This window comes from Myxococcus sp. MISCRS1 (genome assembly GCF_026626605.1).
Classification (GTDB): domain Bacteria; phylum Myxococcota; class Myxococcia; order Myxococcales; family Myxococcaceae; genus Myxococcus; species Myxococcus fulvus.
The window spans coordinates 9,431,309-9,458,304 of record NZ_JAPNKB010000001.1; the positions used below are offsets into that span (position 1 = coordinate 9,431,309).

Here is a 26,996-nt window from a genome sequence, read left to right on the forward strand (position 1 = left end):
TCAGGCGGCGTGCTGGCTGGGGCCCGGCGTGGGCGGCGGGACGACGTCGCCCGCGAGCTCCGGCACCCGCCAGCGGTGGAAGACGAGCCCGGCGTCCACGCCGATGACGTCCTCCTCCTGGACCGGCGCCCAGTGCGGCCCGCCGCACAGCGCCTCGCTGGAGACGATGAGCTGCTCCAGCCGCGTGCCCGCGACGGGCAGGCCGCCCAGCTCGCACCGCGCGCCGCCCACGGAGACGAAGAGCGTCCGGTTGCGCCGCGAGGCCACCATCACCTCGCCGTTGGTGACGAGGAAGTTCATCGCGGAGCGCTGCTGCGCCTGCGAGTCATCCGTGATGGCCGCCACCAGCCCCATCGTCTCCGCGAGCGCCCGCGCGACGTCCTCGACGGGGACCGAGCCGACGATGGGATGCCTGGCCGCCAGGCGGGTGAGGAAGAGGTAGAAGCACCGCTCGCTGTCCGTGGTGCCCCGGATGCCCACGCGCAGTGTCGGACAGATGAGCTCCTCCACCGCGGCGCGGTGCCGGGCGAAGTCCCTCAACGTCCCATTGTGGACGAACGTCCAGCGGCCGTGGTGGAAGGGGTGGGAGTTGCGCAGCTCCACCGCGCCCACCGACGCCAGACGAATGTGCGCCACCACCGTGTGTGAGGACACACGGCTGCTGACACGCTCGAAGTCGGGGTCACTGTGCGCGGGCCCCACACCGTGGGCCACGACAGGCGCCGCTTCGGCGCCGTAGGCGGCGATTCCCCATCCATCCTTGTGCTCGCGTGACTGGATGAGGAGCGAGTTCTTCTGCGTCACCAGCGAGGGGTGGACCGCGGAAGGGACTGACGATCTGAATCCAAAAAGTCGGCACATGGCTGCAGTTGGTACTTATAACGGCCGGCCCCGACGGGAAGTTCTCCTGCACTCCCGTGCGACGCACGTGTCACCCATCGACGTCGCTTCACCCGCAGGAATTCAGCTCCTGCTGGACGACGACACGCCCGGCCTTCACCACCGTGCGCGCGTGCCCTATTCCTAGATGGTAGGGCAGATGACGGAAAGACGCACAGCTGAACAACACCAGGTCGCCTGCATCACCCACGGCCAGCCGCCCTTGTCGTTGCAGTCCCAATGACAGCGCGGCGCCACGGGTCGCGGCCCAGTAGGCCTCCGCTGCGGAGAGGCCGTTCTCCAGACACGCGAGCCCCAGCGCCAACGCCGTGTTTTCACTCATGGCGGAGCCCGGGTTGACGTTGGTGCCCAAAGCGACATTGAGGCCCGCGTCGCGGATGCGACGCCCCGGCGCGTAGGGGCGCATGCGCAGGAAGAGGGTGGAGGTGGGCACGAGCACCGCGGTGACGTTGGCGGCGGCGAGCGCGCGCAGGCCGGCGTCGGTGACCTGCTCCAGGTGGTCGGCGGTGGCGGCGCCCAGCTCGGCGGCGAGCTCGGAGGCGCCGAAGGCGGTGAGCTGGTCGGCGTGGAGGCGCGGCTGCATCCCCAGCTCGCGGCCGGCGGTGAGGATGCGGCGGGCCTCGTCGACGGTGAAGGCGCTGTCCTCGACGAAGACGTCGCAGAAGCGCGCCAGGCTCTCTTGGGCGACGGCGGGCAGGATTTCGTCGATGCAGAGGCGGACGTAGTCCTCGCGGCGCTCGCGGTACTCCGCGGGGATGGCGTGCGCGCACAGCAGCGTGGGCACCAGCTCCACGGGCGTCATCGTGTTGAGCCTGCGCACCACGCGCAGCATCTTCAGCTCGGTCTCCACGTCGAGCCCGTAGCCGCTCTTCACCTCCGCCACCGTCACGCCCTGCGCGAGCAGCCGCTGCACGCGGGGCAGCGCCAGCCGCACCAGCTCCTCCTCGCTGGCCGCGCGCGTGGCGCGCACGGTGCTGACGATGCCGCCGCCGGCCTTGGCGATTTCAAGGTACGTGGCGCCCTGGTTGCGCAGGTCGAACTCCGCGGAGCGCTCGCCGGCGAAGACCAGGTGTGTGTGCGGGTCCACGAAGGCGGGGCCCACGAAGCCGCCCTTCGCGTCGAGCACCTCCGTGCCCGTTCCCACGCTGCCCGGCGGCAGCGTGGCCTCCGCGCCCACGTACGCGATGCGACCGGCGCGGATGCCCACGCAGGCGTGGGGACGCGAGGTGAGGGCGGCCTCGGCGGGCTCGCGGTGCGTGCCCTCCAGGGTGAGGACCTCGGACGTGTTTCGGACCAGCAAGTCCAGCGCTTCCATGACGTCAACGACCTCCACGCACACCCACGATGGGAACGTTCCAGCTGGTGCTGTCTCCGACCCGCGCGCGACCGAAGCCCCCCGACAGCTCCAGGGTGTCCAGCCATCCCCACGTGAAGCGCGCGGCGACGACACCGCCGTAGTACAGCGAGCCGTTGCTCACGCCATGCGACGACAGCGTGTGCACGGCGACGAAGGGGACCAGGCCGACCGACACCCCGGGCTCCGGCGAGAAGCTCAGGGCACACGTCGCCTCCGCGCCCGCCATGCTGCCCGGTCCGCCCTTGCTCGAGGAGATGCCGAAGTCGGACGCCCCGCGCACCGCGAGCGACGGCGCGAGTCCCAGCTGCTCGGAGCCGATGTAATAGGACATGCCCGCGTAGACGCCGTAGCCGGGCACGGGCAGCGGCAGGAACATCTCGCCCTGCAGGCCCGTGTGCAGGTGCAGCCGCTCGGTGAGCGGCCACGTCATCGCGGCGTCGAAGGCGAGTCCCCACTGCTGGGTGGAGAAGCTCGCGTCGTCGCCGCGGAAGCGGTCATCGGTGCCGACGGAGGGCACCGTCCCCGCGATGGGCGCGCTGAGCCGGGGGCCGGTGCGGATGCCCGCCTGGAGCATCCGCTGCTGGGCCGAGCCGGGCCCCAGGCGCATCACCATGGGGCCGACGGCGGAGGGCGCACACGCCGCGAGCGCTCCGAGAGCAAGGGCGAGCAACAGCGTCAGGCTCGGGCGCGCGGGGTGGGCCATGGCGAGGCACAAGGCTACACGGTGATGCCCGGAATCTTCACGCCCCGCTCCTTGGCCACCTCGATGGCCTCGGGGTAGCCCGCGTCCGCGTGGCGCAGCACGCCCATGCCGGGGTCGCTGGTGAGCACGCGCTCGATGCGGCGCGCGGCCTCGGCGGTCCCGTCCGCGACGATGACCTGACCGGCGTGCAGCGAGTAGCCCATGCCCACGCCGCCGCCGTGGTGGAAGGACACCCACGACGCGCCATTCACCGCGTTCACCAGCGCGTTGAGGATGGGCCAGTCCGCCACCGCGTCCGTGCCGTCCTTCATCGCCTCCGTCTCGCGGTTGGGCGACGCCACCGAGCCGCAGTCCAGATGGTCGCGTCCGATGACGATGGGCGCCTTCACCTTGCCCGTGCGCACCAGCTCGTTGAACGCGAGGCCCGCCTTGGCGCGCTCGCCGTAGCCCAGCCAGCAGATGCGCGCGGGCAGGCCCTGGAACGCCACGCGCTCCTCCGCCATGTTCAGCCAGCGCTGCAGCGAGGCCTTCTGCGGGAACAGCTCGCGCACCACGCGGTCCGTGACGCGGATGTCCTCGGGGTCTCCGGACAGCGCCACCCAGCGGAACGGGCCCATGCCCTCGCAGAACAGCGGGCGGATGTACGCGGGCACGAAGCCGGGGAACTCGAACGCGTTCTCCATGCCGCCCAGCTGCGCCTGACCGCGCAGGTTGTTGCCGTAGTCGAACACGTGGCAGCCGGCGGCCTGGAAGTCGTTCATCGCCTCCACGTGTTCAATCATGGACGCGCGCGCGCGGCGCACGTAGCCCTCCGGGTCTCTCTTGCGCAGCTCGGCCGCGGCCTCCAGCGACAGGTCCGTGGGGATGTAGCCGTTGAGCGGGTCATGCGCGCTGGTCTGGTCCGTGACGAGGTCCGGCTTGATTCCGCGGCGGTACAGCTCGCGGAACACCGAGGCCGCGTTGCCGATGACGCCGATGGAGCGGCCCACGCGCTTGGCTTGAGCCTCCTTCACCATCGCCAGCGCCTCGTCGAGGTCCTTGGCGACGACGTCCAGGTAGCGCGTCTCCACGCGGCGCTGGGCGCGCCACGGGTCGATCTCCACGCCCAGGAACACGGCGTTGTTCATGGTGGCCGCGAGCGGCTGCGCGCCGCCCATGCCGCCCAGGCCGCCGGAGAGGATGAGGCGGCCGGAGAGGTCGTCGGTGCCGAAGTGGAAGCGGCCGGCGGCGGCGAACGTCTCGTAGGTGCCCTGGAGGATGCCCTGGGTGCCGATGTAGATCCACGAGCCGGCCGTCATCTGGCCGTACATCATCAGGCCCTTCTTCTCCAGCTCGTGGAAGTGCTCCCAGTTGGCCCAGCGGCCCACGAGGTTGGAGTTGGCGATGAGCACGCGCGGCGCGTCGGGGTGCGTGCGGAAGACGCCCACGGGCTTGCCGGACTGGACGAGCAGCGTCTCGTCGTCGGCGAGGCCCTGGAGGCTGGAGACGATGCGGTCGAAGGAGGGCCAGTCGCGAGCGGCCTTGCCGGTGCCGCCGTAGACGACGAGGTCCGCGGGATTCTCGGCGACCTCCGGGTCGAGGTTGTTCATCAACATCCGGAGCGCGGCCTCCTGGACCCAACCCTTGCACGAGAGGGTGGAACCACGGGGGGCGCGGATGACGCGGGACATGAACGGACTCCTGAGGAATGGCTGACGGAAAGGCCCGGCACACTACCCGAACCCGTGGAGCGCGGGGGTAGCACCGTGAGGGCCTTCGCGCGCAGTGTCCGCTGGAGGCTTGGGGTGCGCCCCGTCCCCGAGGTGGGGACGGGCACGCTCCGTCCATGACGCGCGGGGCCGAAGCCCGCTTCAGGAGTGCAGTGAGCCGTCGTCGTCCGGCACCTGGAGCGGCGCCTGGGAGGTGGGAGGCCGCGCCACGCCCTCGCTCCGGTGGAGGCGCAGGTGGTTGAGGACCTCCTTCACGCCGAGCACCGACTCGGTGACGTCCTCGATGGCGCGCTTCTCGTCGCGGCTGCGCACGCTCCCGGCGAGCGTCACCACGCCATCCAGCACCTGCACCCCCACGTCCGAGGCGTCCATCCACTCCTGCATCAGCCGGTCGCAGATGTCCGCGCGGATGCGGTCATCGCCTCGCTGGTAGCCACGGGGCCCGCGTCCCTGGGGCGCGCGGGGGCGGACGGCGCCTCCGGCGTAGCCTCCATGGCCCAGGTCGTGGTCGTCCGCGCGCGTCGTGCTGGTGGAGAACCCCACCCGGGGCGGCGCCATGTTCTCCACGCCCGGTCCGTGGCCCGAGGGCTGCGTGCCGCCCAGTCGCACATCCGCCTCCGCGGGCCGCTCGCGAGGGCGCAGCTCCCGCAGTTCGTCCATCCACGCCTCGGGTTCATCCCAGGTGTCCGCGCCGCGTCGGCCATGGCGTGAGTGGCCCGGGCCCACGTCCCCGCCGCGGAGCGAGTCCGACGGCGCGTCCCTCCCGCGGCCCCGGTGCGCGCCGCCCCGGTCGTCGGGCGGGCCGTGGCGTCGTGGCGCATCCTCGTCGAGCGCGCGGAAGGTGCCGCTCGGGCTGTAGCCCGGTCGTCGGGCACTCCGCTCCGGGTCGAAGTGCCGGGCGCGGCGGTCCATCTCGCGGTCGCGGTCGAAGTCCCGGCCATACTCGTGGGCCCGGTCCAGCGCCCTGGCCGCGTCGCCGAAGTCCCGGTCGATTTCATAGTCGAGCGAGTCCCGGTCGCCTCGGAGCGTGCGGTAGTCCCGGTCGCGGTCGAGGTCCCGGGAGGGGTGCTCGAAGTCGCGCCGGGCGTCCCAGTCCGAGCGGTGGGAGTCGCGGCCCGGACGAGCATGGTGCTCATGGTGCTCGTGACGGGGCGGGCCCCGGTGGTGGCCCGGGTCCCCGGCGCGCCAGGCAGGGGGGCCCTCGTGTTCGCTGCGCGGGTGGCGTCTGCCTTCGTGCTCTCCGCGGCCGTGTCGCTCTTTGCCCCGTCGGTCGGGGTCATCATGGCGCCTTCCACTCATGTCATCCGCCTCCTTGGATTCCGGCTCGCGCGTGGGGTCCTGTCCTCCAGAGGGTTTTGACCGCGAGCGTTCCCGGCAACGCCGCCTCGCCTCGTCGGTCGTCCGGGCGTGGGCCGGGCGGGGAGCGGGGGCCCGACGGGCTTCGAGCAGGCGTTACCGCGAGGCCCGGGAGCGGTAGAGTCGCGCGCGCCACGAGCGGACGGTCGTCCGGAGGGCACCAGGAGAGGGCGGGCATGGCCGAGACACAGCGGGACGACGAGGACACCCGGAGCGGGCAGGGCGCGGCGCTGGCCCGGCCCCTGCCACCCGTCCAACCGCCCGACGAGCCGAGACCTCCCCTGGTCAGTCTCCCTCCCACCGTGGCGGGTGGCGTGCCCGCCATCGTCTCCTCGATGAAGCACGCGTGGGGCGAGATGGGCCCGGTGCGCGGCACGTTCCTCCTGCACAAGGTGAATCAGAAGGACGGTTTCGACTGTCCGGGCTGCGCGTGGCCGGACCCGGGGCATCGCTCGGTGGCGGAGTTCTGCGAGAACGGCGCGAAGGCGGTGGCGGAGGAGGGCACGAAGGAGCGCGTGACGCCCGACTTCTTCCGGCAGTGGAGCGTCGCGGCGCTGTGCGCGCAGTCGGACCATTGGCTGGGCAAGCAGGGGCGGCTGACGCACCCCATGGTGCTGCGCGAAGACGCCACGCACTACACGCCCATCTCCTGGGACGAGGCCTTCGCGCTCGTGGCCGAGGAGCTCAACGCGCTGGAGTCGCCCGACGCGGCGTGCTTCTACACCTCCGGGCGCACGAGCAACGAAGCGGCGTTCCTGTACCAGCTGTTCGTGCGGCAGTTCGGGACGAACAACCTGCCGGACTGCTCGAACATGTGTCACGAGTCCAGCGGCACGGGGCTCGGCGAGACGATTGGCATCGGCAAGGGCACCGTCACGCTGGAGGACTTCGAGCAGGCGCAGGCCGTCTTCGTCATCGGCCAGAACCCAGGCACCAACCACCCGCGCATGCTCTCCACGCTCCAGGCCGCGGCGCGCCGGGGCTGCGAAATCGTCAGCATCAACCCGCTGCCCGAGGCGGGGCTCAATCGCTTCCGGCATCCGCAGGAGGTGTTCCAGTTGTTGGGCCCGGGAACGGCGCTCAACAGCCAGTTCCTCCAGGTTCGCATCAACGGGGACGTGGCGCTGCTGCAGGGGTTGGGCAAGGCGCTGCTGGAGATGGAGGCCGAGCGGCCCGGCACGGTGGTGGCGCGCGGGTTCATCGAGGACAAGACGCTCGGGTTCGACGCGTACGCTCGCAACGTGAGCGCGGTGAGCTGGGACGACGTGGTGGCGCGCAGCGGGGTGCCGCGACCGCAGATTCAGGCGGCCGCGGAGCTGCTGGCCCGCTCCGAGCGCATCATCTTCTGCTGGGCCATGGGCCTGACGCAGCACCGCAACGCGGTGGCCAACATCCAGGAGATCGTCAACCTGGCGCTCCTGCGCGGCAGCATCGGCAAGCCGGGCGCGGGCCTGTGTCCGGTGCGCGGGCACAGCAACGTGCAGGGCGACCGCACCATGGGCATCTGGGAGCGGCCGAAGCCCGAGTTCCTGGACGCGCTCGCGCGAGAGCTCGACTTCGAGCCTCCCCGGCACCATGGCAAGGACGTGGTGGACACGCTGCACGGCATGCACGAGGGACAGGTGCGGGTGTTCTTCGCGCTCGGGGGCAACTTCCTGTCGGCCACGCCGGACACGGAGTTCACCGCGCGGGCCCTGCGGCGCACCCGGCTCACGGTGCATGTGTCCACCAAGCTCAACCGCGCGCACCTGGTCCACGGACGGCGCGCCCTCATCCTCCCGTGCCTGGGAAGGACGGAGCGGGATGTGCAGGCGGGGGGGCCTCAGTTCGTGACGGTGGAGAACTCGATGGGCGTGGTGCACGCCACGCGCGGCGCGGTGGCCCCGGCGTCCGAGCACCTGCTCAGCGAGCCGGTGATCGTCGCGCGGCTGGCCACGGCGGTGTTGGGCTCGCGCTCGAAGGTGCCGTGGATGTCATGGGTGGAGGACTACTCCCGGGTGCGGGACTTGATTGCCCGGGTCATCCCGGGGTTCGCCGACTTCAATCGGCGCGTCCAGGAGCCGGGCGGGTTCTACCTGCCGAACGGGCCTCGGGAAGGGCGCTTCACCACGGCGAGTGGGAAGGCGCACTTCACGGTGCACACCATGCCGGGCGAGGAGTTGGAGCCCGGGCAGTTGATGATGATGACGCTGCGCACGCATGACCAGTTCAACACCACGGTGTATGGATTGGATGACCGCTACCGTGGCATCAAGGGTGGGCGGCGCGTGGTGTTGATGCATCCCAAGGACATCCAGGAGCGCGGGCTCACCGAGGGCCAGGTGGTGGACCTGACGAGCCACTTCCGGGGCGAGACGCGGGTGGCGAGGCGATTCGTGGTGGTGCCGTACAACATCCCCCGGCGGTGCGCGGCGACGTACTTCCCGGAGACGAACGTGCTGGTGCCGGTGGACAGCTTCGCGGAGAAGAGCCGCACGCCGGCCTCGAAGTCCGTGGTCATCACCGTGGCGCCGTCGGTCGAGGCGCCTTCCCTCGTCGAGGGTTCGACTTCATGAGGTCCGTGAGCGCGCATGCACCCGCCCGGTGAAGCCGCGTGGCCGGAGTCTCTCCGGCCGCTCTACGAGGAAGTCGCGAGCACTCCCGCCACGGAGGCGGTGGAGGCGTCCGCGCGCTGGAGCACGTCCTTCGCCGATTGGGTGCGCGGGGCGTCGCTGGAGGAGCGGACGCTGGCGCAGCTCGCCGCCTGGGAGCGGCTGGCCCGGGGAGAGCGCGGGCTCGGCGAGCTGTTGTTCCTGGTGGGCTCGTGCAGTGAGCTTCTGTGGCCCTATGCGGCGCCGCCGGCGGGCTTGCTGGAGCGGTTGTTGTCGCGGCAGGGCGCGATGCTGGAGATCCTGCGGGGCACGGGTGAGCCGGAGGTCGCGGCGCGGGTGCTTCGTGAGAGCGAGGCCGCGCTGTCGACGGTGCTCACGCGGTACCTGAAGCGTCACCCGGACTCGCTGCTGTCGCTGGTGGGGAACGTGCCGTGTACGTATGACGGGCATGCACTTCGCTTCCTCGACTCGGTGGAGGTGGACCTCAAGCGGGTGATGGCTTCGGGGAACAAGGCCATCGGGATGCTGGAGCAGCTGCGCATGCTGCTGCCGGCGACGGCGGAGGCAGGGCGCGACAAGCTGGCGGACTACATCCGAACGCGGGCCTCGCGGATACCGTGGCAGGAGGCCTCGGAGGTGCTGGCCGAGCGGCTGTTCGCGCTGGCGACGTCTCCGGATGGACGCGGGGCGATGCGCGGGTTCCTGGCGTGCTACCCGAACGGGCGCAAGGAGCCGGAGTGGTGTGCCCGCGCGGGGGTGTTGCTGGCGCGCACGCTGGAGGTGGGTGGGGCGCCCGCGGTGGTGGAGAACCTGTGCGAGCTGCTGGCGCGCTTCGATGCGCCGCCGGTGGATGGGCTGCGCGGGGCGTTGGGCGCGTTGGTGGGCAGTGACTTCGACACGCTGACGGACCTGGGGCCCGTGCGCTTCGTGCTGGACCACTGTCAGGCGAACCTGCGCAAGGGTGAGCCGGGGCTGGTGCTGACGCAGGTGTGGCTGGAGGAGCGGCTGTTCCGCGCGTCGGTGCGCAAGGGCTTGTCGGACGCGTTCGAGCGGCGCAAGCGGATGCGGGCGAAGCTGGAGCCGATGGCGACGGGCTTCGCGCACCTGTGCTGGCTGGCGGAGGAGTGCGCGGACTTGTGGCCCAAGCTGGGGTCGGAGAATCGGCCCGGGTTGGACGAGCTGGCGGCGTGGCGGGACGAGGTGGCGGAGCGGATTGCTCGCAAGCCCATGCCTCGGAAGGCGGCCATCGAGTTCTTCCTGTGGTGTGCGCCGGACGCGGCGTCGTCCGAGGCGGAGCTCGTGGTGCTGTCGCTGGCGCGGACGGAGACGGACCGGCGACAGGTCCGGCGGCTCAAGGCCCATCCGTCGTCCCGGGTTCGGCTGCGCGTCCGGACGTTGCAGCGCTGGTTCCAGGGGGCCACGGCGAAGGATGGCGCGAAGGCTCCGCTGCCCACGGGCGCGGTGGCTCCGGCGTCGCTCACGGATGCGTTGAGGCATCTGCACGTGACGCGTGCGGTGCCGCTGAGTGGCCGGACGTGGCTCAGGGACCGTGACCTGGAGGAGCTGCTGTTCGGCGCGGTGTCTCGCGTGGAAGCGGACTTCTCGGCGCGCTATCCGGAGCGGTTCCGTGAGGACACGGTGGAGCTGGTGGACTCGCTGCTCGAGGCGCTGAGTGGCGAGCTGGGCCGCGTGAAGGCGGACCTGTTCTCGTTGCTGGCCCAGGGCCAGCCGCCGCCGCTCGATTTTGAGCTGACGGTGCGACGTGTCGCGGAGCGGGTGGTCGAGGCGCCGAAGCCCTCGAGGCGAGGACGGGGGAGGGCGCCAGCCGCGCCCGTGGCCACCGAGGTGGGGCCGGTGGGCGTGTTGGACATGTCGACCTCCTGGGCTCCCGTGGTCGAGTCCGTGATGGCCGAGGATGAGAGCGCGCGGAGTGGGGACGAATCGCTGTCGATGGAGGACGAGGTCTCTCGCCTGTTGGAGGCGGAGGCGCTGTCGCGGGTCGAGGCTTCCGACGAAACGTCGCTCGCGGAGGTGAACGAGGGGCCTTCTGACGGACTGGCCGTCGGGGAGTCTGTGCCTGCCGCCGATGCACGGGGCCCGCGGGAGGTGGAGGCCGTCGTCGAGAGCGCCTCCTCCATGGTCATCGCCACGCCGGCCGCTGATGGCGTGGTTGACGGCGGCTCACAGGTCGACGCCTCTGCAGCTGAGCCCTCGGCCGCCGCCGAAACGGCCCATGCGGAGGTTGACGGCGGCTCACAGGTCGACGCCTCCGCAGCTGAGCCCTCGGCCGCCGCCGAAACGGCCCAGGCGGAGCCGCTGCCTCCGCTGGTCGCGCCCACGGAGACCTCCGCTTCCGAATCACGTCTCCCCGACGAAGACCCCTCCGCACGCTCGCGGCGCGGCCGAGGCAGACGAGGCTCGTCGGACCGGGTCCCGGACTCACGCACCTCGGGCACCGAGGTGGCGTTCATCATGAACGCCGAGGTCGACGGCTTCGTGGACACGGAGCGCGCGGTGCTCGTCCAGGTCGTGAAGCTGGAGCAGCGTGGAGAAGGCCAGTGGCTGCCCCACTTCCGGCTCGGCCGTGAAATGGTCGATGGCCTGCTGTCACGCACCGACTCGGCCTACTGCCTCTTCCTCGTCCCGCCCATCCCTCGCGCCGAGTGCTGGATGCTCCCAGCCCGACTGGTGCGTGACCTGATGGACGCCCAGCGCTCCCTCACCACCGTGTCCCGGGACTCCGTGGCCCGCGCCGCGCGCTCCCTCTCCCAGTGGTGGATGGGCGACTTCGTGAACCTCTGGACCGGAGACGAGCGGACCGCGTTCCTCGAACACGTCTCCCCCGAGTCCCCGAACGCACCGGACTTCGTCGTCCGGTGCTCCTTCCACTCGGGGGCCCGCACGCCGAGGCCTTGAGCGTCAGACCGCCAGCTCCAGCTCCACCTTCTCCAGGTAGCCCGGCACGTACGCCTTCCAGCCCTTCGACTGCACCCGCCGCCGGAGGGCCTCCAGCGCGTCCGGCTCGCCGTGCACCAGCAGCGTCTGGCGCGGCGGCGAGTCGAACCCCTCCATCCAGCGCATCGTCTCCGTCCAGTCCGCGTGCGCGGAGAACCCGCTCACCGTCCGGATCTCCGCGCCCACCGGCACCACCTGCCCGTGGATGCGGCATTCCTTCTCCCCATCCAGCAGCTTGCGCCCACGCGAGCCCACGGACTGGTAGCCCACGAACAACACCGTGTTGCGCGGGTCCGGCAACCGGTGCTTCAGGTGGTGCAGCACGCGGCCTCCCGTCGCCATGCCGGACGCGGAGATGATGATGGCCGGCCCCTCGTGCAGGTTCAGCCGCTTGCTCTCCTGTGCCGACGTGACGAACCGTGTCCGCTGCGTCGCCAGCGGTGAGGCCCCACGCTCCACCAGCGACTTCATCACCAGGTCGTGCTCCTCGGGGTGCGCCAGGTACACGGGCGTCGCGTCACAGGCCATCGGCGAGTCCACGAACACATCCACCACGGGGATCTGCTTCGCCTCCTCCAGGTTGCGCAGGTGGAAGAGCAGCTCCTGCGTGCGCCCCACCGCGAACGCGGGAATCACCACCACGCCCCCACGGTCGAACGCGCCCTTCACCGCGTCTCGCAGCGCCTCCATCGGCTTCTGCTCGCGGTGCTGCCGGTCCCCATACGTGCTCTCGACCACCAGCGTCGTCGCCGAGTCCACGCTCTGCGGATCCCTCAAGATGGGCGCCTGATAGCGACCCAGATCCCCACTGAAGACCACGCGCTGGCGCGTGCTCTTCAAGTCGAAGACACAGACAGCCGAGCCGAGGATGTGTCCCGCCCGATAGAAGGTCAGGGTGATGCCCGGGAGGATCTCCTTCGGCCGCTCGTAGCCGAAGGTCTCGATCATCCTCACCGCGCGCTCGGCGTCCGGGACCGTGTAGAGGGGCAGGGCGGGGTGGTGCTTGGAGTAGCCCTCCTTGTTCGCGTAGCGCGCCTCCTCCTCGTGCAGGTACGCCGAGTCCGGCAGCAGCAGGGCCGTCAAATCCCGGGTGCCGGGCGTGGTGTAGATGGGGCCGTCATAGCCCTCGCGAATCACGCGCGGCAGCCCACCTGTGTGGTCGATATGCGCGTGCGTGAGCACGATGGCGTCCAGCTCGCGCGCGGGGAGCGGGAGCGGTTGCCAGTTGCGCTGTCTCAGCTCCTTCTGTCCCTGGAAGAGCCCACAGTCCACGAGCACCTGCTGCCCGTCATGCTCGAGGAGGAACTTGGAACCCGTCACGGTTCCGGCGGCGCCGAGGAAATGGAGGGAGGCCATGGCCCCGAGTCTACCGTGCTAGCGTGGGATGCTCATGAGTACCTCCGAGCGTCCCCCCGGGGCAGACCGCTTACCCTCCAAGGGCGAGGACGCCCAGCAGACCCGACCCACGGGTACCGGACGCCCCGGCTTCATGGGCGCGGTCCGCCGCTTCCGGGTCACGCTCCTGGAAGGCCCCCAGCCCGGCGTCTACAAGGACTCCAACGCGGACACCTTCTCCATCGGCTCGCACGGGCTCAACGACTTCGTCATCGACGAGCCCACCGTCTCGCGCTTCCACTGCGAGGTGCGCATCGAGCGTGATGGCGCCCGGGTGCGGGACCTCGACAGCCTGAACGGGACGGTGCTCGACGGCGTCCACGTGCGCGAGGCCTACCTGCGCGGAGGCAGCGTGCTGCGCCTGGGCCGCGTCAGCCTTCGCTTCGACTTCAGCGCGGAGAGCAACCGGCTCCTGATCTCCGAGCGCACCGCCTTCGGCGAGCTGGTGGGCACCTCGGTCGTCGCGCGCGCCAGCTTCGCGCTCATGGAGCGCGCCGCGGCCAGTGATGCCACCGTGCTCCTGGAGGGTGAGACGGGCACCGGCAAGAGCCGCGCCGCGCTGGCCATCCACCGCGCGGGCTCGCGTGCCGCCGGTCCCTTCCTCACGGTCGACTGCGGCGCCATCCCCGGCAACCTGCTGGAGAGCGAGCTGTTCGGGCACGAGAAGGGCTCCTTCACCGGCGCGCTCCAGCGGCGCATCGGCGCCTTCGAGGAGGCCGACGGCGGCACCATCTTCCTCGACGAGGTGGGCGAAATGCCCGCGGAGCTGCAACCCAAGCTCCTGCGCGTGCTGGAGCAGCGCGAGATTCGCCGGTTGGGCGCGAACACGTATCAGCCCGTCAACGTGCGGGTCATCGCGGCGACCCACCGGGACCTGCGCGCGGAGGTGAACGCGAGCCGCTTCCGGCCGGACCTCTTCTTCCGCCTCGCGGTGGTGCGCATCCTCATCCCCTCGCTGCGCGAGCGCCCCGAGGACATCCCCGCCATCGCCGAGCGCATCCTCGCGGGTTTCGGCGCCGCGCCCGAGCAGGTCTCCGCGCTCAACACGCCCGAGTTCATCAACCAGCTCCAGCACGCCGCGTGGCCCGGCAACGTACGCGAGCTGCGCAACCACCTGGAGCGCTGCCTCGTGTTCCAGGACGCGCTGCCGCCCGAGACCGAGACCGTGGGCGCCCAGGGGGTCATGGGGAGCCTGGTGGACCCGAAGCAGCCCTACGCGGATGCACGTCGCAGGGCGCTCGAGATCTTCGAGCGCGAGTACCTGGACGCGCTGATGCAGCTTCACCACGGCAAGGTGTCCCAGGCCGCCACCGCGGCGGAGATGGACCGCGTGTACCTCTACCGGCTGCTGCGCAAGCGCGGACTGCGGACGTAGCTAGCGCGCCGCGTGCTCGGTCACCTGGCCGGGCACGCCACCCGTGGTCCAACCCTCGAGCCGGGCCAGGGGACTCCCCGCGAGCTGCCGCGCGCCTCGCGCATCCATCGAGAGCGCTCCGGGCTCGGCGTGCAGATAGACGCGCGTCTCGAGCTCCGTCCCCGCGAGCTCCAGGACACGCGCGAGGAGCCGCTCGGCGAGCTGCCGACAACCCCGTTGCTCCAGCGCCCGCGCCGGCGCCTCGTCGGACAGCGCGCGCCACGCGAGCAGGGCATTGCCTCCCTCCAGCGCCAGGGTCCACCCCTCGGACTCCAGCAGCTCACGGCCCGCGTCGAGCGCGGCGTCCCTCGCGTCGAGCGCTTCGTCCGTCGGGTCCACGTCCGAGGTCGCGAAGCGCAGGTCCAGGTACAGCGCCGAGGCCCAGGTGTTGGAGTCGGAGGATGCGATGAGCGCCGCGCGCAGCGCCGCGAGGAAGCTCGTCACGTCCGGCCAACGCTCCTCGGGCCTCTTGGCCAGACAGCGTGAGACCACCGCCTCCAACGCCGCGGACACCCGGACGTGTTCGCTCAAGCGGGGCGGAGGCGCGTGCAGGTGTTGCTCCTCGACCTCCACCGCGCTCTCGCCGTCGAACGGGGGGCGTCCCACGAGCAGCTGGTAGAGCAGCACGCCCAGCGCGTACAGGTCCGTGCGCGTGTCCACGGGGTGGCCGAGGATCTGCTCCGGCGCCATCGCCACCGGAGTTCCGAGCACCGCGCCCGCGGTGGTCAGCGCCGTGCCTCCGGACAGGGGCGCCACCTTGGCGATGCCGAAGTCCACCAGCTTCACCGTGAAGCCCTCGGGGCGCGGCAGGAACATCACGTTCTGGGCCTTCAGGTCGCGGTGCAGGATTCCCTGCCCATGTGCCGCCGCGAGCGCGCTCCCCAGCTCCTCCATCACCGTGTGGGCCTCGGCGAGCGAGAAGGGGCCTTGCTGGGAGAGCCACCGGTCCAGGCTCTCTCCCTCCAGAAACTCCATGGCGAGCCAGGGCCTTCCGTCTCGCAGCTCCCCGTACTCCAGCACGCGGACGATGTGGGGATGGTCGAGCGCCAGGAGGGTGTCCGCCTCCTGCCTGAAGCGCAGGAGGACCTCGCTGACGTGGTTGAGGTGGGCCCGCACGACCTTCACGGCGGCGGGCGTCCGGGTGTCCAGGTGGATGGCGCGATAGAGCGACGCGGTGATGCCGGAGTGGACCCGCCGCTCCACCATCCACGCGCCGACGAGGGCTCCGGGCTCCAGCTCGTCGCCGTACAGGGCGACCTGGGCGTTGCCCTCGCGCTTGTCCCACTCACTCATTCCGGCCCTCCATCCGCTGCGCTCGCGTCCTTCCAGGACGTCCCATCGGGTGCCTATGGACCTGTCTTGGCACGCGTGCTCGCGGGAGCGCCATCCGGCCACTGGCCCTTCACGGCCGACTCGAGCCCTCGCACACGCGAGGTCCAGAGTGGAGCCTCATGCGCGGTCTGCTCGACCTCGGCCACCCGGGCACCCAACGCTTCGTCGTCGCCCGCCGCACGGGCCGCTCGCGCCGCCCAGACGAGGACCTCCATCCGTTCATCGGGCGGCATCCGTGTTCGCGAGGCCTCCACCTGGGCCTCCCAATGCTCGCGGGAGTAGGGCACCGAGGCCGAGGACTCGGCGACCACGCGGCGCACCACCTCGCCCATGAGCTGGTCCGCCGACGTGAGGCGCACGCGTGAGGCCTGTTCATCGAGCCACGCGAGCTGCTTCGTGGCCTCGGACAGGTCGCCCAGCTCGCAGCACAGGCGCGCCACGAGCAACGCGTCCTGCGCCATGGAGTGGGGGAAGCAGCGCTGGCTGAGCACTCCCGCGCGTCTGGCCAGCGGCAGGGCTTCTTCCGCGAGGCCCTGGTAGCCCAGGAGCACGGCGAGGTTGAACGCCGAGGTGCGCTCTATCTGCACGTTGCCGAGCTCGCGTCCCAGGCTCACCGCGCGTTCCAGGTCCGTGCGCGCCCCCGCCACGTCGCGACGCTGGACGTGGAGCACCAGGCGGTTGTTGAGCGCGACCCCCAGGTGCAGCGTGTCTCCGGTGGACTCGCAAAGTGCGATGGCCTCGGCGAAGCGGCGCTCGGCGTCGTCGAGCTGCCCCGTCCAACCCAGCATCGCGCCGAGCATGGCCAGGGCGATGGCCTCCGTCTCCTCGTCGCCCGTCGCGCGTGCCAGCGTCACGGCTTCTTCGAGGGGCGCGATGGCCCCCGTGATGTCCTCCCGACGCACGAAGGCGCGCGCCTTGGCCAGGGCGTGGCGCGCGGCCAGCTCGGAGGGGACGGGCTCTCCGAGCAACTGGAGCGCCTGTTCCTGCAGGGCGGTGGACTCGTCCGTGTCGTCCCGCCAGTCGAGCGCGGTGGCTTCCTCCAGGAGCAGGTCCGCTTCGCGCAGCACGGCGCCTCGCGAGACGGCGATTCGCCGCGCCTCACGCAGGTCTTCGAGGGCGTCGTCGATGCGCTGGAGCCGGTAGCGGACGCGGCCCCGGCCCGACAGCAGCTCCAGTCGACGCACGTCATGCTCGCGAGGCGCGCACTCCAACGCGGCGGAGAAGTGGCGCTCGGCCTCGAGCAACCGGTGTCCACGGCGGCTCGACTCCGCCAGGGCGTGGTGGAGCTCGAGCGCCAGGATTGTCTCGCCCGCGCCCTCGGCCCATCGGGCGCGCCGGGGCAAGGGGGCGTCGGGCAGGGACTCCAGGGCGGCGGAGGAGATGCGGCGACGGAGCGCTCCAGGCAGCCTCGCGGCGAAGGCCTCGCGCAACAGGGTGTGCTCGAAGCGCCAGCGGCGGGGGCCTCGGGGCTCGAGCATCCCGAGCCGCGCCAGTCGCTCCAGTCCGACGCCCGGGTCCAGGGAGAGGTCCAGCGCTTCGCTCCCGTCGAGCCGGGTGAGCGTGGCGGACAGCTCCTCCCAGCGCACGTCTTCGCCGAGCACGGCCGCCACCTGGAGCAGCGCGCGCAGCCCGGAGGGCAGGGCGAGGAGGCCGCGCTCCGCCACGCGCTCGTCCGGGCTCTCCACGGCCAGCGCATCCAGGGCCTCCGCCGCGAGATAGCCTCCTCCTCCGGCGCGAGTCCGGATGGCGCCGGCGGCCCTCAGCGCGCGGACCGTCTCCACCAGGCGCAGCGGCGAACCGCCACAGCGCTCCACCAGCTCACGGAGCATGCTCTCCGCGGGGACATCCACGGGACTCAGGAGCTGCCGCAGCACATGGCTCGCGGCTTCGTCATCGAGGGGCGCAAGCGTGCGCCGGGCGCTATCCGCCGCGCGCTCACCGAGGTATGGGCGCAGCTCCAGGAGTCGAGGGCGTCCAGTGAGGACGATGCAAAGCGGCGAGGTGAGGCCGGAGAGCGTGGCCAGCTCCAGCGCGTCGAGCGCGGTGGGGTCCAGCGTCTCCGCATCGTCCACGAGCAGCACCAGGGGGCGCTCCTCGGCACGGCGGCGCAGGTGCGACGCGAGCGCTCGTGCGAGGTGCTGTCTGCGCGCCGCGGGATGCGCGGTCGCCAGGTCCAGCGTCGTGTTCGTGCTCTCGATGAGCCTGCTCACCCCTTCGTCAGAAGAGGTGGTTGGCGGCAGGCCGAGGAGGGTGGAGATGAGGTGACCCAAGCCACTCTCGGTGGCGCTGCCTTCGTCCCGCTGCGCTCCCACCAGCAGGGTGGACAGAGTGCCTGCTGTCAGCAGCTCACCGTGGAGCTCGGTCAACAGCCGCGTCTTGCCGAGCCCCTCGTCGCCCAGCAGGGTCAGCAGCATGGGCGAGCGCTGCTCGCGCACCTTCGTGATGCGCGCGCGCAGCCAGTCCAGCTCCGCGTCGCGGCCCTGCACGGTGGCGATGGGGAGGGGGGCGAGGTCCGATGGCGTGGGTGTGCTGACAGGGTCGAGCGCGCCGAGTCCTTCACGCGCTTCGGCGGTCAGCAGGAGTGTGTCGGATGGGGCCGCGGGCTCGGGCCACCACCTGCCCACCTGTTCGAGCGCGACGCCACCGAGAACCCATCGGCCACCTCGCTCGCGCACGCGGAGCCGTGCCTGGTGCACGACGCGCATCGAGCCGGGAGGAAGCTGGCTCGTCAGGGCTTCCGCGGCCTTGAGCGCGGCGCGCAGCCCCGACTCGACCTGGGGCTCATGGGGAAACGCGAAGATGGCGAGCCCCGGCTCCATGCGCGCCAGTTCCGCGCCGGTGCTGGTGAGCAGTCCGCGCAGCGTGGGGACATCGAGCGGCGTCTTGACGCCCAGCAGGGCGACGTCCCTGGCTCGTTGTGCGGAGGTCTCCGAAAGGCCCGGGGGGCTCTCACCCGTCGTGGCGACCGTGCGCGGTTCGGGAGACTCCAGCACTGGCGCGGAGGTCCCCATCAGGACCCCGTCCGCGTCTTGCGTCGCGCTGAGCAGTGGCGGGGTTGCGGCCCTCGAAATGGTCTCGGCGTTGAGCGCATCCGCCACGTCCGCCCGTTGCGTCGAGCTGAGTTGCGGCGGTGCGGAGGTCCTCGCCCAGGTCTTGGCTTCGAGCGCATCCGCCACGACCACCCTTTGCGTCGAGCTGACTTGCGGCGGTGCGGAGGTCCTCGCCCCGGTCTCGGCATCGAGCGCATCCGCCACGACCACCCTTTGCGTCGAGCTGACTTGCGGCGGTGCGGCGGTCCTCGCCCCGGTCTCGGCATCGAGCGCATCCGCCACGTTCGCCCTTTGCGTCGAGCTGAGTTGCGACGGTGCGGAGGTCCTCGCCCCGGTCTCGGCATCGAGCGCATCCGCCACGTCCGCCCGTTGCGTCGAGCTGAGTTGCGGCGGTGCGGAGGTCCTCGCCCAGGTCTCGGCATCGAGCGCATCCGCCACGCCCGCTCCCTGCGTCGCGCTGCCCCGTGGCCTCCCAGAGGTCCCCTTCCGCGGCACGGCTTCGAGCGCATCCGCCACACCCGCCGCGCCGGGCCCGCGCTCCTCCGGGGCCTTCGCCAGCAAGCGGGACACCAGGGCATCCAACTCGAGCGGCACCGCCCACGGCGCCAGCTTCGAGAGCACCGGTGGCCTCCGGGCGACATGCGCCTGGAGCACCGACGCGGTGTCTCCCACGAACGGCGGACGCCCACACAGCAGCTCGAAGAAGACGACGCCCAACCCGTAGAGGTCCGCGCGCGCATCAATGGCTCGCGCATCGAGGCACTGCTCGGGCGCCATGTACTCGGGCGTGCCCAGGCGCTGCCCGGTCCTTGTCACCGTCGGCGCGGGCGCCGCGTCCCGCTCCGCGCCCAGGCGCGCCAGCCCGAAGTCCACCAGGACCAGCCGCTCTCCGGAGAGCATGATGTTCTCCGGCTTGAGGTCGCGGTGCACCACTGCCGCGGCGTGCACCCGCGCCAGCGCGCGCGCCAGGGCGAGCATCACCGGCCTCGCCTCCTCCCACGGCATCGCGCCCGACCGGGGCAGCTCCGCCAACCGCTGCGCGAGCGTCTGCCCGGCGATCAGCTCCATCACCACCACGGGCTCACCCGTCAGCGTGCGGGCCTCGCCCAGCAGCTCCGGCGTCACGGGCGGGCCGATGCGTCGCAGTGCCTCCAGCTCCCGCGCCAATCGTTCCGCGGCGAGCGGCTCCAGCACCTTGAGGGCCACGGGCCGGCCGTCGGACTCCCGCCGCGCGGCGAGCACACGCCCGAAGCCGCCTCGTCCCACGGAGACGCCCCGCTGGTACCCCGGGACGTCCGGAAGGGGGGCCGGGGGGACTCTCGGCGGGAGCTCGGCCGAGGGGTGGAGGGGACAGTGCTCCACCACACGGCGATGACAGGCGGGACAGCGCATCGATGGCGGCGGCGAGGGGGGAGAGAGAGTCCGACGTGCGAGCGGGCCCGTCGAAGCATCGCCTCTCGGCGGCATGGACGGAAGACCTCCCCCGATACGCCCCCGTCCATCCGTCAGGCGCCGGTCGGGGCCATCAGCCCTCGTCCCGGCGCGCTTCCGGACGCATCCTCAGTCACTCATCTCCGGCAGCTCCTCCGGCAGATTGTCCGGATCCAACCGGAGGATGATGCACAGCCGTACCAGGGTGGAGATGGTGGGCACCATCACCCCGCGTTCCACTCGGGAAAGAACCTCCACGGGCATCTCCAGGCGCTCGGCGACTTCCTCCATGCCGAACCCCTTCGCCTGGCGGGCGGCCTTCAGTGCCGCCCCGAGCACCTCGGCCCTTTCCGCGCGACTCGTCTTCATGGATGCGAGCATGACGCCATCCGGCCCGCTCGTCATCCAATTCACCACATGCTTTGTCGCCGACGCCCGGCCTCCAACACTGACGTGGGGCTGGAGTCGGAGCCGGGGAGGCCTCGGCCGGCGGGGTGCCCGGCGCAGGGTGGAGTGCCACCCTGGAGGAGGGCTGGGCGCCTGCCTGGGGCGTGCCTAGGCTGCCTGAATGGGGGCTGTGGCATTGGCGCCGGGCGAGGGCTGTGTTAGGCCGCCCCTCCCTCGTTGGCCTGCCCAGGAGTCAGGAGAAGCGAATGGCCCGTCGCCACGTCCGCGTCGTCGGTGCGATGCTCGAGAACGAGCAGGGACGCTACCTCATCACCCAGCGCCCCCCCACCGCGTCGCTCCCCCTGCTGTGGGAGTTCCCCGGCGGACGGGTGGAAGAGGGGGAGAGCGACCCCGAGGCGCTCATCCGGGAGATCCATGAGGAGATGGGAGTGGCCGTGGAGGTGCTCGACCAGGCCATGCACACCCGCCACGAGTATCCCACCTACGACATCGACTTCCGGGTGTTCCGCTGCCGTCTGGCCGAGGCCGAGCACCACATCCGCCACCTGCGCGTGCATGACCACCGCTGGGTGACGCTGGAGGAGATGTCGCAGTACCGCTTCCCCGACGCGGACGCCAAGACGCTGGCGAAGCTGTTGGACCTGGACTCCTGACGTGTGGCCCCGCTGGACCTGGGCCCTCCTCGTGGGGATGGGGCTCGCCGGTTGCTCCAGCCCCAAGCCCCTGCCGCCCGACTCGGGCGTCGAGGACGCCGGCGCCCAGCCCCCGGCGACGGGCCTGCCCGGGTGCACCTGGTACGGCGTGCCGCTGCGCACCGGTGAGGTGCCCTCCGAGCTGCCGGAGCTGTCCGGCCTGGCCGCCAGCCGCCGCTTCCCCGGCGTCTTCTGGGCCCACAACGACTCCGGCAACGACTTCGAGCTGTTCGCCATCGACGAGACCGGCCGCGTGCGGGCCCGGCTGAAGCTCACCGGCGCCCAGCCCCGGGATCTGGAGGACGTGGCGGTGGGGCCTTGCTCACCCGGGGAGACGCGCACGTGTGTCTTCCTGGCGGACACGGGCGACAACTTCGAGATTCGCGACCAGGTGCGCCTGTACCGGCTGCCGGAGCCGGACGCGCTCGGCGACGCGACGGTGGCCGTGGAGGTGCTGGCCTTCACCTATCCGGACGGCGCCCATGACGTGGAGGCGCTGGTGGCGGACGCGCGCTCGGGGCGGCTCATGGTCCTCACCAAGACGCGGCGCTCGCTGGGGGAGGTCTTCGCGCTGGACGGCCTGAAGCCCGGCGCCGCCATCCAGGCGACGAAGCTGGGAGCGCTGGAGGCGCCCGGGGGCGTGGACCGCGCGACGACGGGCGCGTCGCTGCAGGCCTCCGGACAGCGGATGCTGATTCGCACCTACTCGCGCGTGTGGGAGCTGCGCCAGCCGGGGGCGGAGGATTTCGAGTCGCTCTTGAAGGGCTCGCTCGTCGAGGTGCCGGCCGGACCCCAGGCGCAGGCCGAGGCGGTGTCGTACCTGTCGGATGGCGAGGGGTATCTGCTGGGGACGGAGTTCACCGGTCAACCGTTGTGGCGCGTCGGGTGTCGCTGATCTCGCGACTCGGGTGCGTCCGGGGTGCAGGGAAACCGTCCAGCGGGTTGACGCTCTGGCGCCGGTGAACATCTTTGCCCGGCTGAGTGTGACGCCATCCGGGCACGGGGCCCGAATGAGCGGGGAGGGGGAGGGCGAGCGTGCCGACGATGAAGCCACAGGAGCTCCCGCCGGGTGTGGGCCCGCGGGGAAAGAAGTCCGACAAGCCAGGGACGCCGGGCAAGGGGTTCAAGTTCGGCTCACCGCTGGGCTACATCCTGCTGCTCGTCCTGGGCTTCCTTCTCTTCCGGAACGTGTTCCAGGACGCGGGCGTCCGCCGGGTGAGCTACAGCCAGTTCCGGGACGCGGTGGAGTCCGGCAACTTCAGCCGGGTCCAGATCTCCAACGAGTGGGTGAAGGGCTTCCTCAAGGACACCGCCCAGCCGCCTCCGCCGGCGCAGGGTGAGCGTCCGCTGCGAGGCGAGCCCAGCGCGTTGCCGTGGATGGCCTACCGCGTCCAGGGGGACGAGTCGCTGGTGCCGCTGCTCGAGCAGAAGGGCGTCCAGTTCGAGGCGGTGCCGCAGTCCGGGTTGGGCGAGGCCCTGTGGATCTGGCTGTTGCCGCTGGGGCTGTTCTTCCTCTTCTGGAGCTTCATGATGCGCCGGGTGGCCGGCGGCATCGGCCAGGGCCCGCAGAGCGTCATGAGCTTCGGGAAGACGCGCGCCAAGGTGCAGGCGGAGGCCGACACCGGCGTGGGCTTCAAGGACGTGGCGGGCGTGGACGAGGCGGTGGACGAGCTGCGCGAAATCGTCGAGTTCCTCAAGACGCCGGAGAAGTTCCGCCGCCTGGGTGGCCGCATCCCCAAGGGGGTGCTGCTGGTGGGTCCGCCGGGCACGGGCAAGACGCTCTTGGCGCGCGCGGTGGCGGGCGAGGCGGGCGTGCCGTTCTTCAGCCTGTCCGGCTCGGAGTTCGTGGAGATGTTCGTCGGCGTGGGCGCGGCCCGCGTGCGCGACCTGTTCGCCCAGGCCACGGCCAAGGCGCCCTGCATCATCTTCATCGACGAGCTGGACGCCATCGGCAAGAGCCGCAACTCGGGCGTGGCCGGCGGCCATGACGAGCGCGAGCAGACGCTCAACCAGCTGCTCGCGGAGATGGACGGCTTCGACAGCCGCGCGGGCCTCATCATCCTGGCGGCGACCAACCGTCCGGAGATCCTGGACAGCGCGCTGATGCGGCCGGGCCGCTTCGACCGGCAGGTGCTGGTGGACCGTCCGGACAAGCGCGGTCGCGAGCGGGTGCTGGAGATCCACGCCCGCGGCGTGAAGCTGGGCCCGGACGTGGACCTGAAGACCATCGCCTCGCGCACGCCGGGCTTCGCGGGCGCGGACCTGGCCAACGTGGTGAACGAGGCGGCGCTGCTGGCGGCCCGACGCAACCGCGACGCGGTGATGCGGGCGGACTTCGAGGAGGCCATCGAGCGCGTCGTCGCGGGCCTGGAGAAGAAGAACCGCCGGATGAACGAGCGCGAGAAGGAGATCGTCGCGCACCACGAGGCGGGCCACGCGGTGGTGGGGTGGATGCTGCCGCACGCCGAGCGGGTGACGAAGGTCTCCATCATCCCGCGCGGTCTCGCGGCGCTGGGCTACACCATGTCGCTGCCCCTGGAGGACCGCTACCTCATGTCGCTGGACGAGCTGCGCGACAAGATGGCGGGGATGATGGGGGGCCGCGCCGCGGAGGAGATCTTCATCGGCGAGGTGTCCACCGGCGCGTCCAACGACATCCGGCAGGCCACCGAGGTCGCGAAGATGATGGTGCGCGACTACGGCATGAGCACGCTGGGGCCCGTCGCGCTCAGCGCGGACCACGGCCCCAACTTCCTGCGCTCCGCGGGCCTGCCCGAGTCGCGGACGTACTCGGAGCAGACGGCGCGGATGATCGACGAGGAGGTGCGCAAGCTCGTCAGCGAGGCGCTGGACCGGGCCCGGGAGGTGCTCAGCAAGCACCGGGACAAGGTGCAGGCGCTGGCGGCCCGGTTGCTGGCGGTGGAGGTGGTGGAGGAGGACACGATGGTGACCATCCTCGGCCCCAAGGTGCTGGCGCAGCGGGGGCTGTTGCACCCCGAGGCCCGCCAGGTCATCTCCGCCCACCCGGTGGGCAGCAACGAGGAGCCGCCTCCGCCGACGCAGCACGCCGACAAGCCCCTGGACTCGTAGCCGACGTCCGGGCGCCTGCTCTCCGGCCTGGCCCACGCCCCCCGCCACCGCGCATTCCTGCGGTGTCCGGGGGGCGAAATTATCTTGAGACCTAAAGGAGGCGTCGCCGTGGAGAACAGGATCGGCAAGAGCTACATGGCCCGGAAGGCCCTCTTCGCGAAGGGGCTCAAGGAGGGGCGGCTCACGGTTCAGGAGATAGAGGAGGCGCTGCCGGCGGGGACGTTGACGGCGGCGGAGCGCTGGCTCCTCTACTACTCGCTGCGGGCCGCCCAGGTGGAGATCATCGACGAGGTGACGGGACAGGTCGACCATGGGTTCATGGCCGAGTCCCCCGCCGCCCAGGAGCACTAGCTCCGCTCGTTGACACGCACTCGCGCGCGGTTAGGTTGCGCCTGTTGACGCCTACCCGCGCGTGAAGCGCGCTCTTCCACCTCGACTTCAGGTTCGACATGTCCGGTCCTTCGCACTCCGACCCCTCCCAGGAATCCCAGCACGCCCAGTCCGCCAACGGCGGAGGTCCGCCGGGCCCGGAGGCCGGTGCGGCGGGCGAGGCCGAGGCCAGGACGCCCGCCGATGACGTGGTCTCCGAGGCGGCCGACGCGGAGAAGGAGCGGCTGCGCGCCGACCTGGAGTCCTCCCGGCGCCGGGTGGACGAGCTGGCGCGCGCCTACCAGGCGGTGAACAAGGACCGCGAGGAGTTCAAGCAGCGGCTCACCCGCGAGCGCGAGCGGATGATGGACGTGGAGCGCGGCAACGTGGCCGTGGCGCTCCTGGAGGCCATCGACGAGCTGGACCGGGCGCTCTCCATGAGCGGCCAGGACAACTCGCCCCTGGCGCAGGGCGTGCGGATGATCCGCGACTCGCTCCTGAGCAAGGCCCAGGGCATGGGCATCGAGCGCATCAGCGTGACGGGGCAGCCGTTCGACCCCAACGTGGCCGAGGCCACGGACATGGAGATCACCACCTCGCCCGACGAGGACCAGAAGGTGGTGGCGGAGATTCGCGCGGGCTACCGGCTCAAGGAGCGCGTCATCCGCCCGGCCCGGGTGAAGGTGGCCAAGTACGTGGCGCCCGCCCAGGCCTGAGGACGTCCCCACCGGAAAACGAGGAAGACGGCGGCGGGGCGGGTTGTTCCCGTCGCTCGTCATGCGCCGCCGTATAAGCTGCCACCTCGTGGCTTCCCGACTGCTCTTCGTCCTGTTGTCCGTGGCCGTGCTCCCCCTGACGGCGTCCGCCGAGGAGGGGCCGGTGGGGCCCTGGCTGCAGGCGCGCATGCGAGAGCACGCCGCCTGGTTCTCGTACCAGGGCTCGGGTGAGGCCCGCCCCGGCGGCGCGCTGGGCCTGTGGCGCGAGCGCCCCGCCGGGGAGACGGGCCTGCCCGCCTTCGTGCCGCCCACGTCGCTGGCGCCGTTGATCCGCGCGGTGGAGGCGGGCGTCGTCAACATCACCACGGTGAGCCCCCGGGACAGTGGCCTTGCCGGGATGAAGCGCTCGACGGGCTCGGGCTTCGTGCTGACGCCCGACGGGCTGGTCGTCACCAACAGCCACGTGGTGTCGGGGGCGAGCAAGATCGCCGTGCGCCTGTCGGACGGCCGAGAGTTCTCCGCCGAGGTGGTGGGCCGCGACGCGTCCACGGACGTGGCGCTGCTGAGGCTCAGCGGCTCGGAGATGGGGGACCTGCCCGCGCTCTACCTGGGGGACTCGGACCGGCTGGAGGTGGGGGACTGGGTGGTGGCCATCGGCAACCCCTTCGGCCTGGACCACTCGGTGTCGCACGGGATGATTTCGGCCAAGGAGCGCGTGCTGGGCGTGGGCCAGTTCGACGACTTCATCCAGACCGACGCGCTCATCAACCCGGGCAACTCCGGCGGGCCGCTCTTCAACATGAAGGGCGAGGTGGTGGGGGTGAACACGGCCATCATCAGCCAGGGGCAGGGCATCGGCTTCGCGGTGCCCATCAACCTGGTGAAGGACCTGCTGCCGAACCTGCGGGAGAACGGGAAGCTGACGCGCGGCTGGCTGGGCGTCATCGTCAACGACGACCGGGAGAGCGCCGAGCGCCGGGCCCCGCTGGTGAAGGACGTCTACCAGGGCAGCCCCGCGGCCGCGGCCGGCATCCGCTCCGGGGACCGGCTGGTGGCGGTGAACGGGCGCACCATCGGCTCCTACCTGCAACTGCTCCGGAAGGTGGCGCTGCTGGCGCCCGGGACGGAGGCGAAGCTGACGCTGCTGCGCCAGGGGACGACGCAGGAGGTGGCGGTGCGGCTGGTGGAGCGCCCCGCGCAGGAGGCCGCCGAGGGGCTGGTCCAGCGTGTGACGAGCGACGAGGACCTGGGGCTGACGCTGCGGGATTTGACGCCCGAGGTGGCCGCGCCGCTCAACCAGGTGGCCTGGGACGGGGCGCTGGTGTCCGCGGTGTCGCCCCGAAGCCCCGCGGAGGCGGCGGGGCTGCGCATGGGCGACGTGGTGACGGAGGTCAACCGCAAGCGGGTGAAGGACGCGGCCGGGGTGCGCGCGGCCCTCTCCAAGGGGAGCTCCGGGGCCAGCATCCTCCTGCGCGTCAAGCGCGGGGACTCCCAGCAGTACCTGGCCATCGCCCGGTGAGGGAGCCCC

Annotated in this window: 18 protein-coding genes; 9 read left to right on the forward strand and 9 right to left on the reverse strand. The window is 71.4% G+C overall.

All coding sequences use genetic code 11. The features are described from left to right. The 5 genes from OWM54_RS37900 to OWM54_RS37920 form a co-directional block, all read right to left on the reverse strand. Window positions 1-861, reverse strand: a complete 861-nt coding sequence (locus OWM54_RS37900; RefSeq protein ID WP_223785560.1) for a class II glutamine amidotransferase — start codon at window positions 859-861, stop codon at window positions 1-3. Between the two features lie 88 nt (window positions 862-949). After that, on the reverse strand, window positions 950-2,215 hold the full coding sequence (hutI, locus tag OWM54_RS37905) for an imidazolonepropionase (RefSeq protein ID WP_267700532.1): 1,266 nt from the start codon (window positions 2,213-2,215) through the stop codon (window positions 950-952). 4 nt (window positions 2,216-2,219) lie between these two features. Next, window positions 2,220-2,960: a hypothetical protein gene (locus tag OWM54_RS37910; RefSeq protein WP_267700533.1), complete on the reverse strand. Its 741-nt coding sequence runs from the start codon at window positions 2,958-2,960 to the stop codon at window positions 2,220-2,222. A gap of 14 nt (window positions 2,961-2,974) precedes the next feature. Next, entirely contained in the window at window positions 2,975-4,630 is a 1,656-nt protein-coding gene (gene hutU, locus OWM54_RS37915) for a urocanate hydratase (RefSeq protein WP_267700534.1), read from the reverse strand. A gap of 180 nt (window positions 4,631-4,810) precedes the next feature. Further along, entirely contained in the window at window positions 4,811-5,968 is a 1,158-nt protein-coding gene (locus OWM54_RS37920) for a BON domain-containing protein (RefSeq protein ID WP_267700535.1), read from the reverse strand. Window positions 5,969-6,201: 233 nt separating this feature from the next. Here OWM54_RS37920 and OWM54_RS37925 point away from each other — a divergent pair, with 233 nt between their 5' ends. Together OWM54_RS37925 and OWM54_RS37930 are read left to right on the forward strand one after the other, a co-directional pair. Beyond that, entirely contained in the window at window positions 6,202-8,580 is a 2,379-nt protein-coding gene (locus OWM54_RS37925; protein ID WP_267700536.1) for an FdhF/YdeP family oxidoreductase, read from the forward strand. Window positions 8,581-8,595: 15 nt separating this feature from the next. Next, complete coding sequence (locus OWM54_RS37930; protein WP_267700537.1) at window positions 8,596-11,532, forward strand: hypothetical protein; 2,937 nt, start codon at window positions 8,596-8,598, stop codon at window positions 11,530-11,532. A gap of 3 nt (window positions 11,533-11,535) precedes the next feature. On the opposite strand, the gene OWM54_RS37935 is transcribed toward OWM54_RS37930, so the two are convergent. After that, window positions 11,536-12,927, reverse strand: a complete 1,392-nt coding sequence (locus OWM54_RS37935) for an MBL fold metallo-hydrolase RNA specificity domain-containing protein (RefSeq protein ID WP_267700538.1) — start codon at window positions 12,925-12,927, stop codon at window positions 11,536-11,538. A 34-nt stretch (window positions 12,928-12,961) separates the two neighbouring features. Between OWM54_RS37935 and OWM54_RS37940 the strand changes: the two genes are divergently transcribed. Then, window positions 12,962-14,341: a sigma 54-interacting transcriptional regulator gene (locus OWM54_RS37940; RefSeq protein WP_267700539.1), complete on the forward strand. Its 1,380-nt coding sequence runs from the start codon at window positions 12,962-12,964 to the stop codon at window positions 14,339-14,341. Here the strand turns inward: OWM54_RS37940 and OWM54_RS37945 are convergent, their stop codons facing one another. The 3 genes from OWM54_RS37945 to OWM54_RS37955 form a co-directional block, all read right to left on the reverse strand. Then, complete coding sequence (locus OWM54_RS37945) at window positions 14,342-15,673, reverse strand: serine/threonine-protein kinase (protein WP_267700540.1); 1,332 nt, start codon at window positions 15,671-15,673, stop codon at window positions 14,342-14,344. Window positions 15,674-15,726: 53 nt separating this feature from the next. Continuing rightward, window positions 15,727-20,028 (reverse strand): protein kinase domain-containing protein, encoded by a 4,302-nt coding sequence (locus OWM54_RS37950; RefSeq protein WP_420715363.1) that lies wholly within the window; start codon window positions 20,026-20,028, stop codon window positions 15,727-15,729. A 294-nt stretch (window positions 20,029-20,322) separates the two neighbouring features. Further along, window positions 20,323-20,598, reverse strand: coding sequence for a helix-turn-helix domain-containing protein (locus tag OWM54_RS37955; RefSeq protein ID WP_267700542.1), 276 nt, complete (start codon window positions 20,596-20,598; stop codon window positions 20,323-20,325). A 248-nt stretch (window positions 20,599-20,846) separates the two neighbouring features. Here OWM54_RS37955 and OWM54_RS37960 point away from each other — a divergent pair, with 248 nt between their 5' ends. The 6 genes from OWM54_RS37960 to OWM54_RS37985 all read left to right on the forward strand — a co-directional run bounded on the left by OWM54_RS37960 (window position 20,847) and on the right by OWM54_RS37985 (window position 26,987). After that, window positions 20,847-21,254 carry a (deoxy)nucleoside triphosphate pyrophosphohydrolase gene (locus OWM54_RS37960; protein ID WP_141328948.1) on the forward strand — a complete coding sequence of 136 codons (408 nt, stop codon included), beginning with the start codon at window positions 20,847-20,849 and terminating at the stop codon, window positions 21,252-21,254. 37 nt (window positions 21,255-21,291) lie between these two features. Then, the gene (locus OWM54_RS37965) at window positions 21,292-22,188 is read left to right on the forward strand and encodes a hypothetical protein (RefSeq protein ID WP_267701202.1); all 897 of its coding nucleotides are present in this window, start codon (window positions 21,292-21,294) and stop codon (window positions 22,186-22,188) included. 149 nt (window positions 22,189-22,337) lie between these two features. After that, the gene (ftsH, locus tag OWM54_RS37970; protein ID WP_223785584.1) at window positions 22,338-24,383 is read left to right on the forward strand and encodes an ATP-dependent zinc metalloprotease FtsH; all 2,046 of its coding nucleotides are present in this window, start codon (window positions 22,338-22,340) and stop codon (window positions 24,381-24,383) included. Window positions 24,384-24,491: 108 nt separating this feature from the next. Continuing rightward, window positions 24,492-24,734 carry an RNA polymerase sigma factor region1.1 domain-containing protein gene (locus tag OWM54_RS37975; protein WP_046714502.1) on the forward strand — a complete coding sequence of 81 codons (243 nt, stop codon included), beginning with the start codon at window positions 24,492-24,494 and terminating at the stop codon, window positions 24,732-24,734. A gap of 98 nt (window positions 24,735-24,832) precedes the next feature. Further along, window positions 24,833-25,468, forward strand: a complete 636-nt coding sequence (locus OWM54_RS37980) for a nucleotide exchange factor GrpE (protein WP_223747547.1) — start codon at window positions 24,833-24,835, stop codon at window positions 25,466-25,468. Window positions 25,469-25,529: 61 nt separating this feature from the next. Beyond that, window positions 25,530-26,987, forward strand: coding sequence for a trypsin-like peptidase domain-containing protein (locus OWM54_RS37985; protein ID WP_141328950.1), 1,458 nt, complete (start codon window positions 25,530-25,532; stop codon window positions 26,985-26,987). The last annotated feature ends 9 nt before the right edge of the window (window positions 26,988-26,996 follow it).

Coding starts and splice junctions, on each gene's coding strand:
- OWM54_RS37900 (WP_223785560.1), bottom strand. CDS start 861: ATGTGCCGACTTTTTGGATTCAGATCGTCAGTCCCTTCCGCGGTCCAC.
- hutI (WP_267700532.1), bottom strand. CDS start 2,215: ATGGAAGCGCTGGACTTGCTGGTCCGAAACACGTCCGAGGTCCTCACC.
- OWM54_RS37910 (WP_267700533.1), bottom strand. CDS start 2,960: ATGGCCCACCCCGCGCGCCCGAGCCTGACGCTGTTGCTCGCCCTTGCT.
- hutU (WP_267700534.1), bottom strand. CDS start 4,630: ATGTCCCGCGTCATCCGCGCCCCCCGTGGTTCCACCCTCTCGTGCAAG.
- OWM54_RS37920 (WP_267700535.1), bottom strand. CDS start 5,968: ATGAGTGGAAGGCGCCATGATGACCCCGACCGACGGGGCAAAGAGCGA.
- OWM54_RS37925 (WP_267700536.1), top strand. CDS start 6,202: ATGGCCGAGACACAGCGGGACGACGAGGACACCCGGAGCGGGCAGGGC.
- OWM54_RS37930 (WP_267700537.1), top strand. CDS start 8,596: ATGCACCCGCCCGGTGAAGCCGCGTGGCCGGAGTCTCTCCGGCCGCTC.
- OWM54_RS37935 (WP_267700538.1), bottom strand. CDS start 12,927: ATGGCCTCCCTCCATTTCCTCGGCGCCGCCGGAACCGTGACGGGTTCC.
- OWM54_RS37940 (WP_267700539.1), top strand. CDS start 12,962: ATGAGTACCTCCGAGCGTCCCCCCGGGGCAGACCGCTTACCCTCCAAG.
- OWM54_RS37945 (WP_267700540.1), bottom strand. CDS start 15,673: ATGAGTGAGTGGGACAAGCGCGAGGGCAACGCCCAGGTCGCCCTGTAC.
- OWM54_RS37955 (WP_267700542.1), bottom strand. CDS start 20,598: ATGACGAGCGGGCCGGATGGCGTCATGCTCGCATCCATGAAGACGAGT.
- OWM54_RS37960 (WP_141328948.1), top strand. CDS start 20,847: ATGGCCCGTCGCCACGTCCGCGTCGTCGGTGCGATGCTCGAGAACGAG.
- OWM54_RS37965 (WP_267701202.1), top strand. CDS start 21,292: ATGGGGCTCGCCGGTTGCTCCAGCCCCAAGCCCCTGCCGCCCGACTCG.
- ftsH (WP_223785584.1), top strand. CDS start 22,338: ATGAAGCCACAGGAGCTCCCGCCGGGTGTGGGCCCGCGGGGAAAGAAG.
- OWM54_RS37980 (WP_223747547.1), top strand. CDS start 24,833: ATGTCCGGTCCTTCGCACTCCGACCCCTCCCAGGAATCCCAGCACGCC.
- OWM54_RS37985 (WP_141328950.1), top strand. CDS start 25,530: ATGCGCCGCCGTATAAGCTGCCACCTCGTGGCTTCCCGACTGCTCTTC.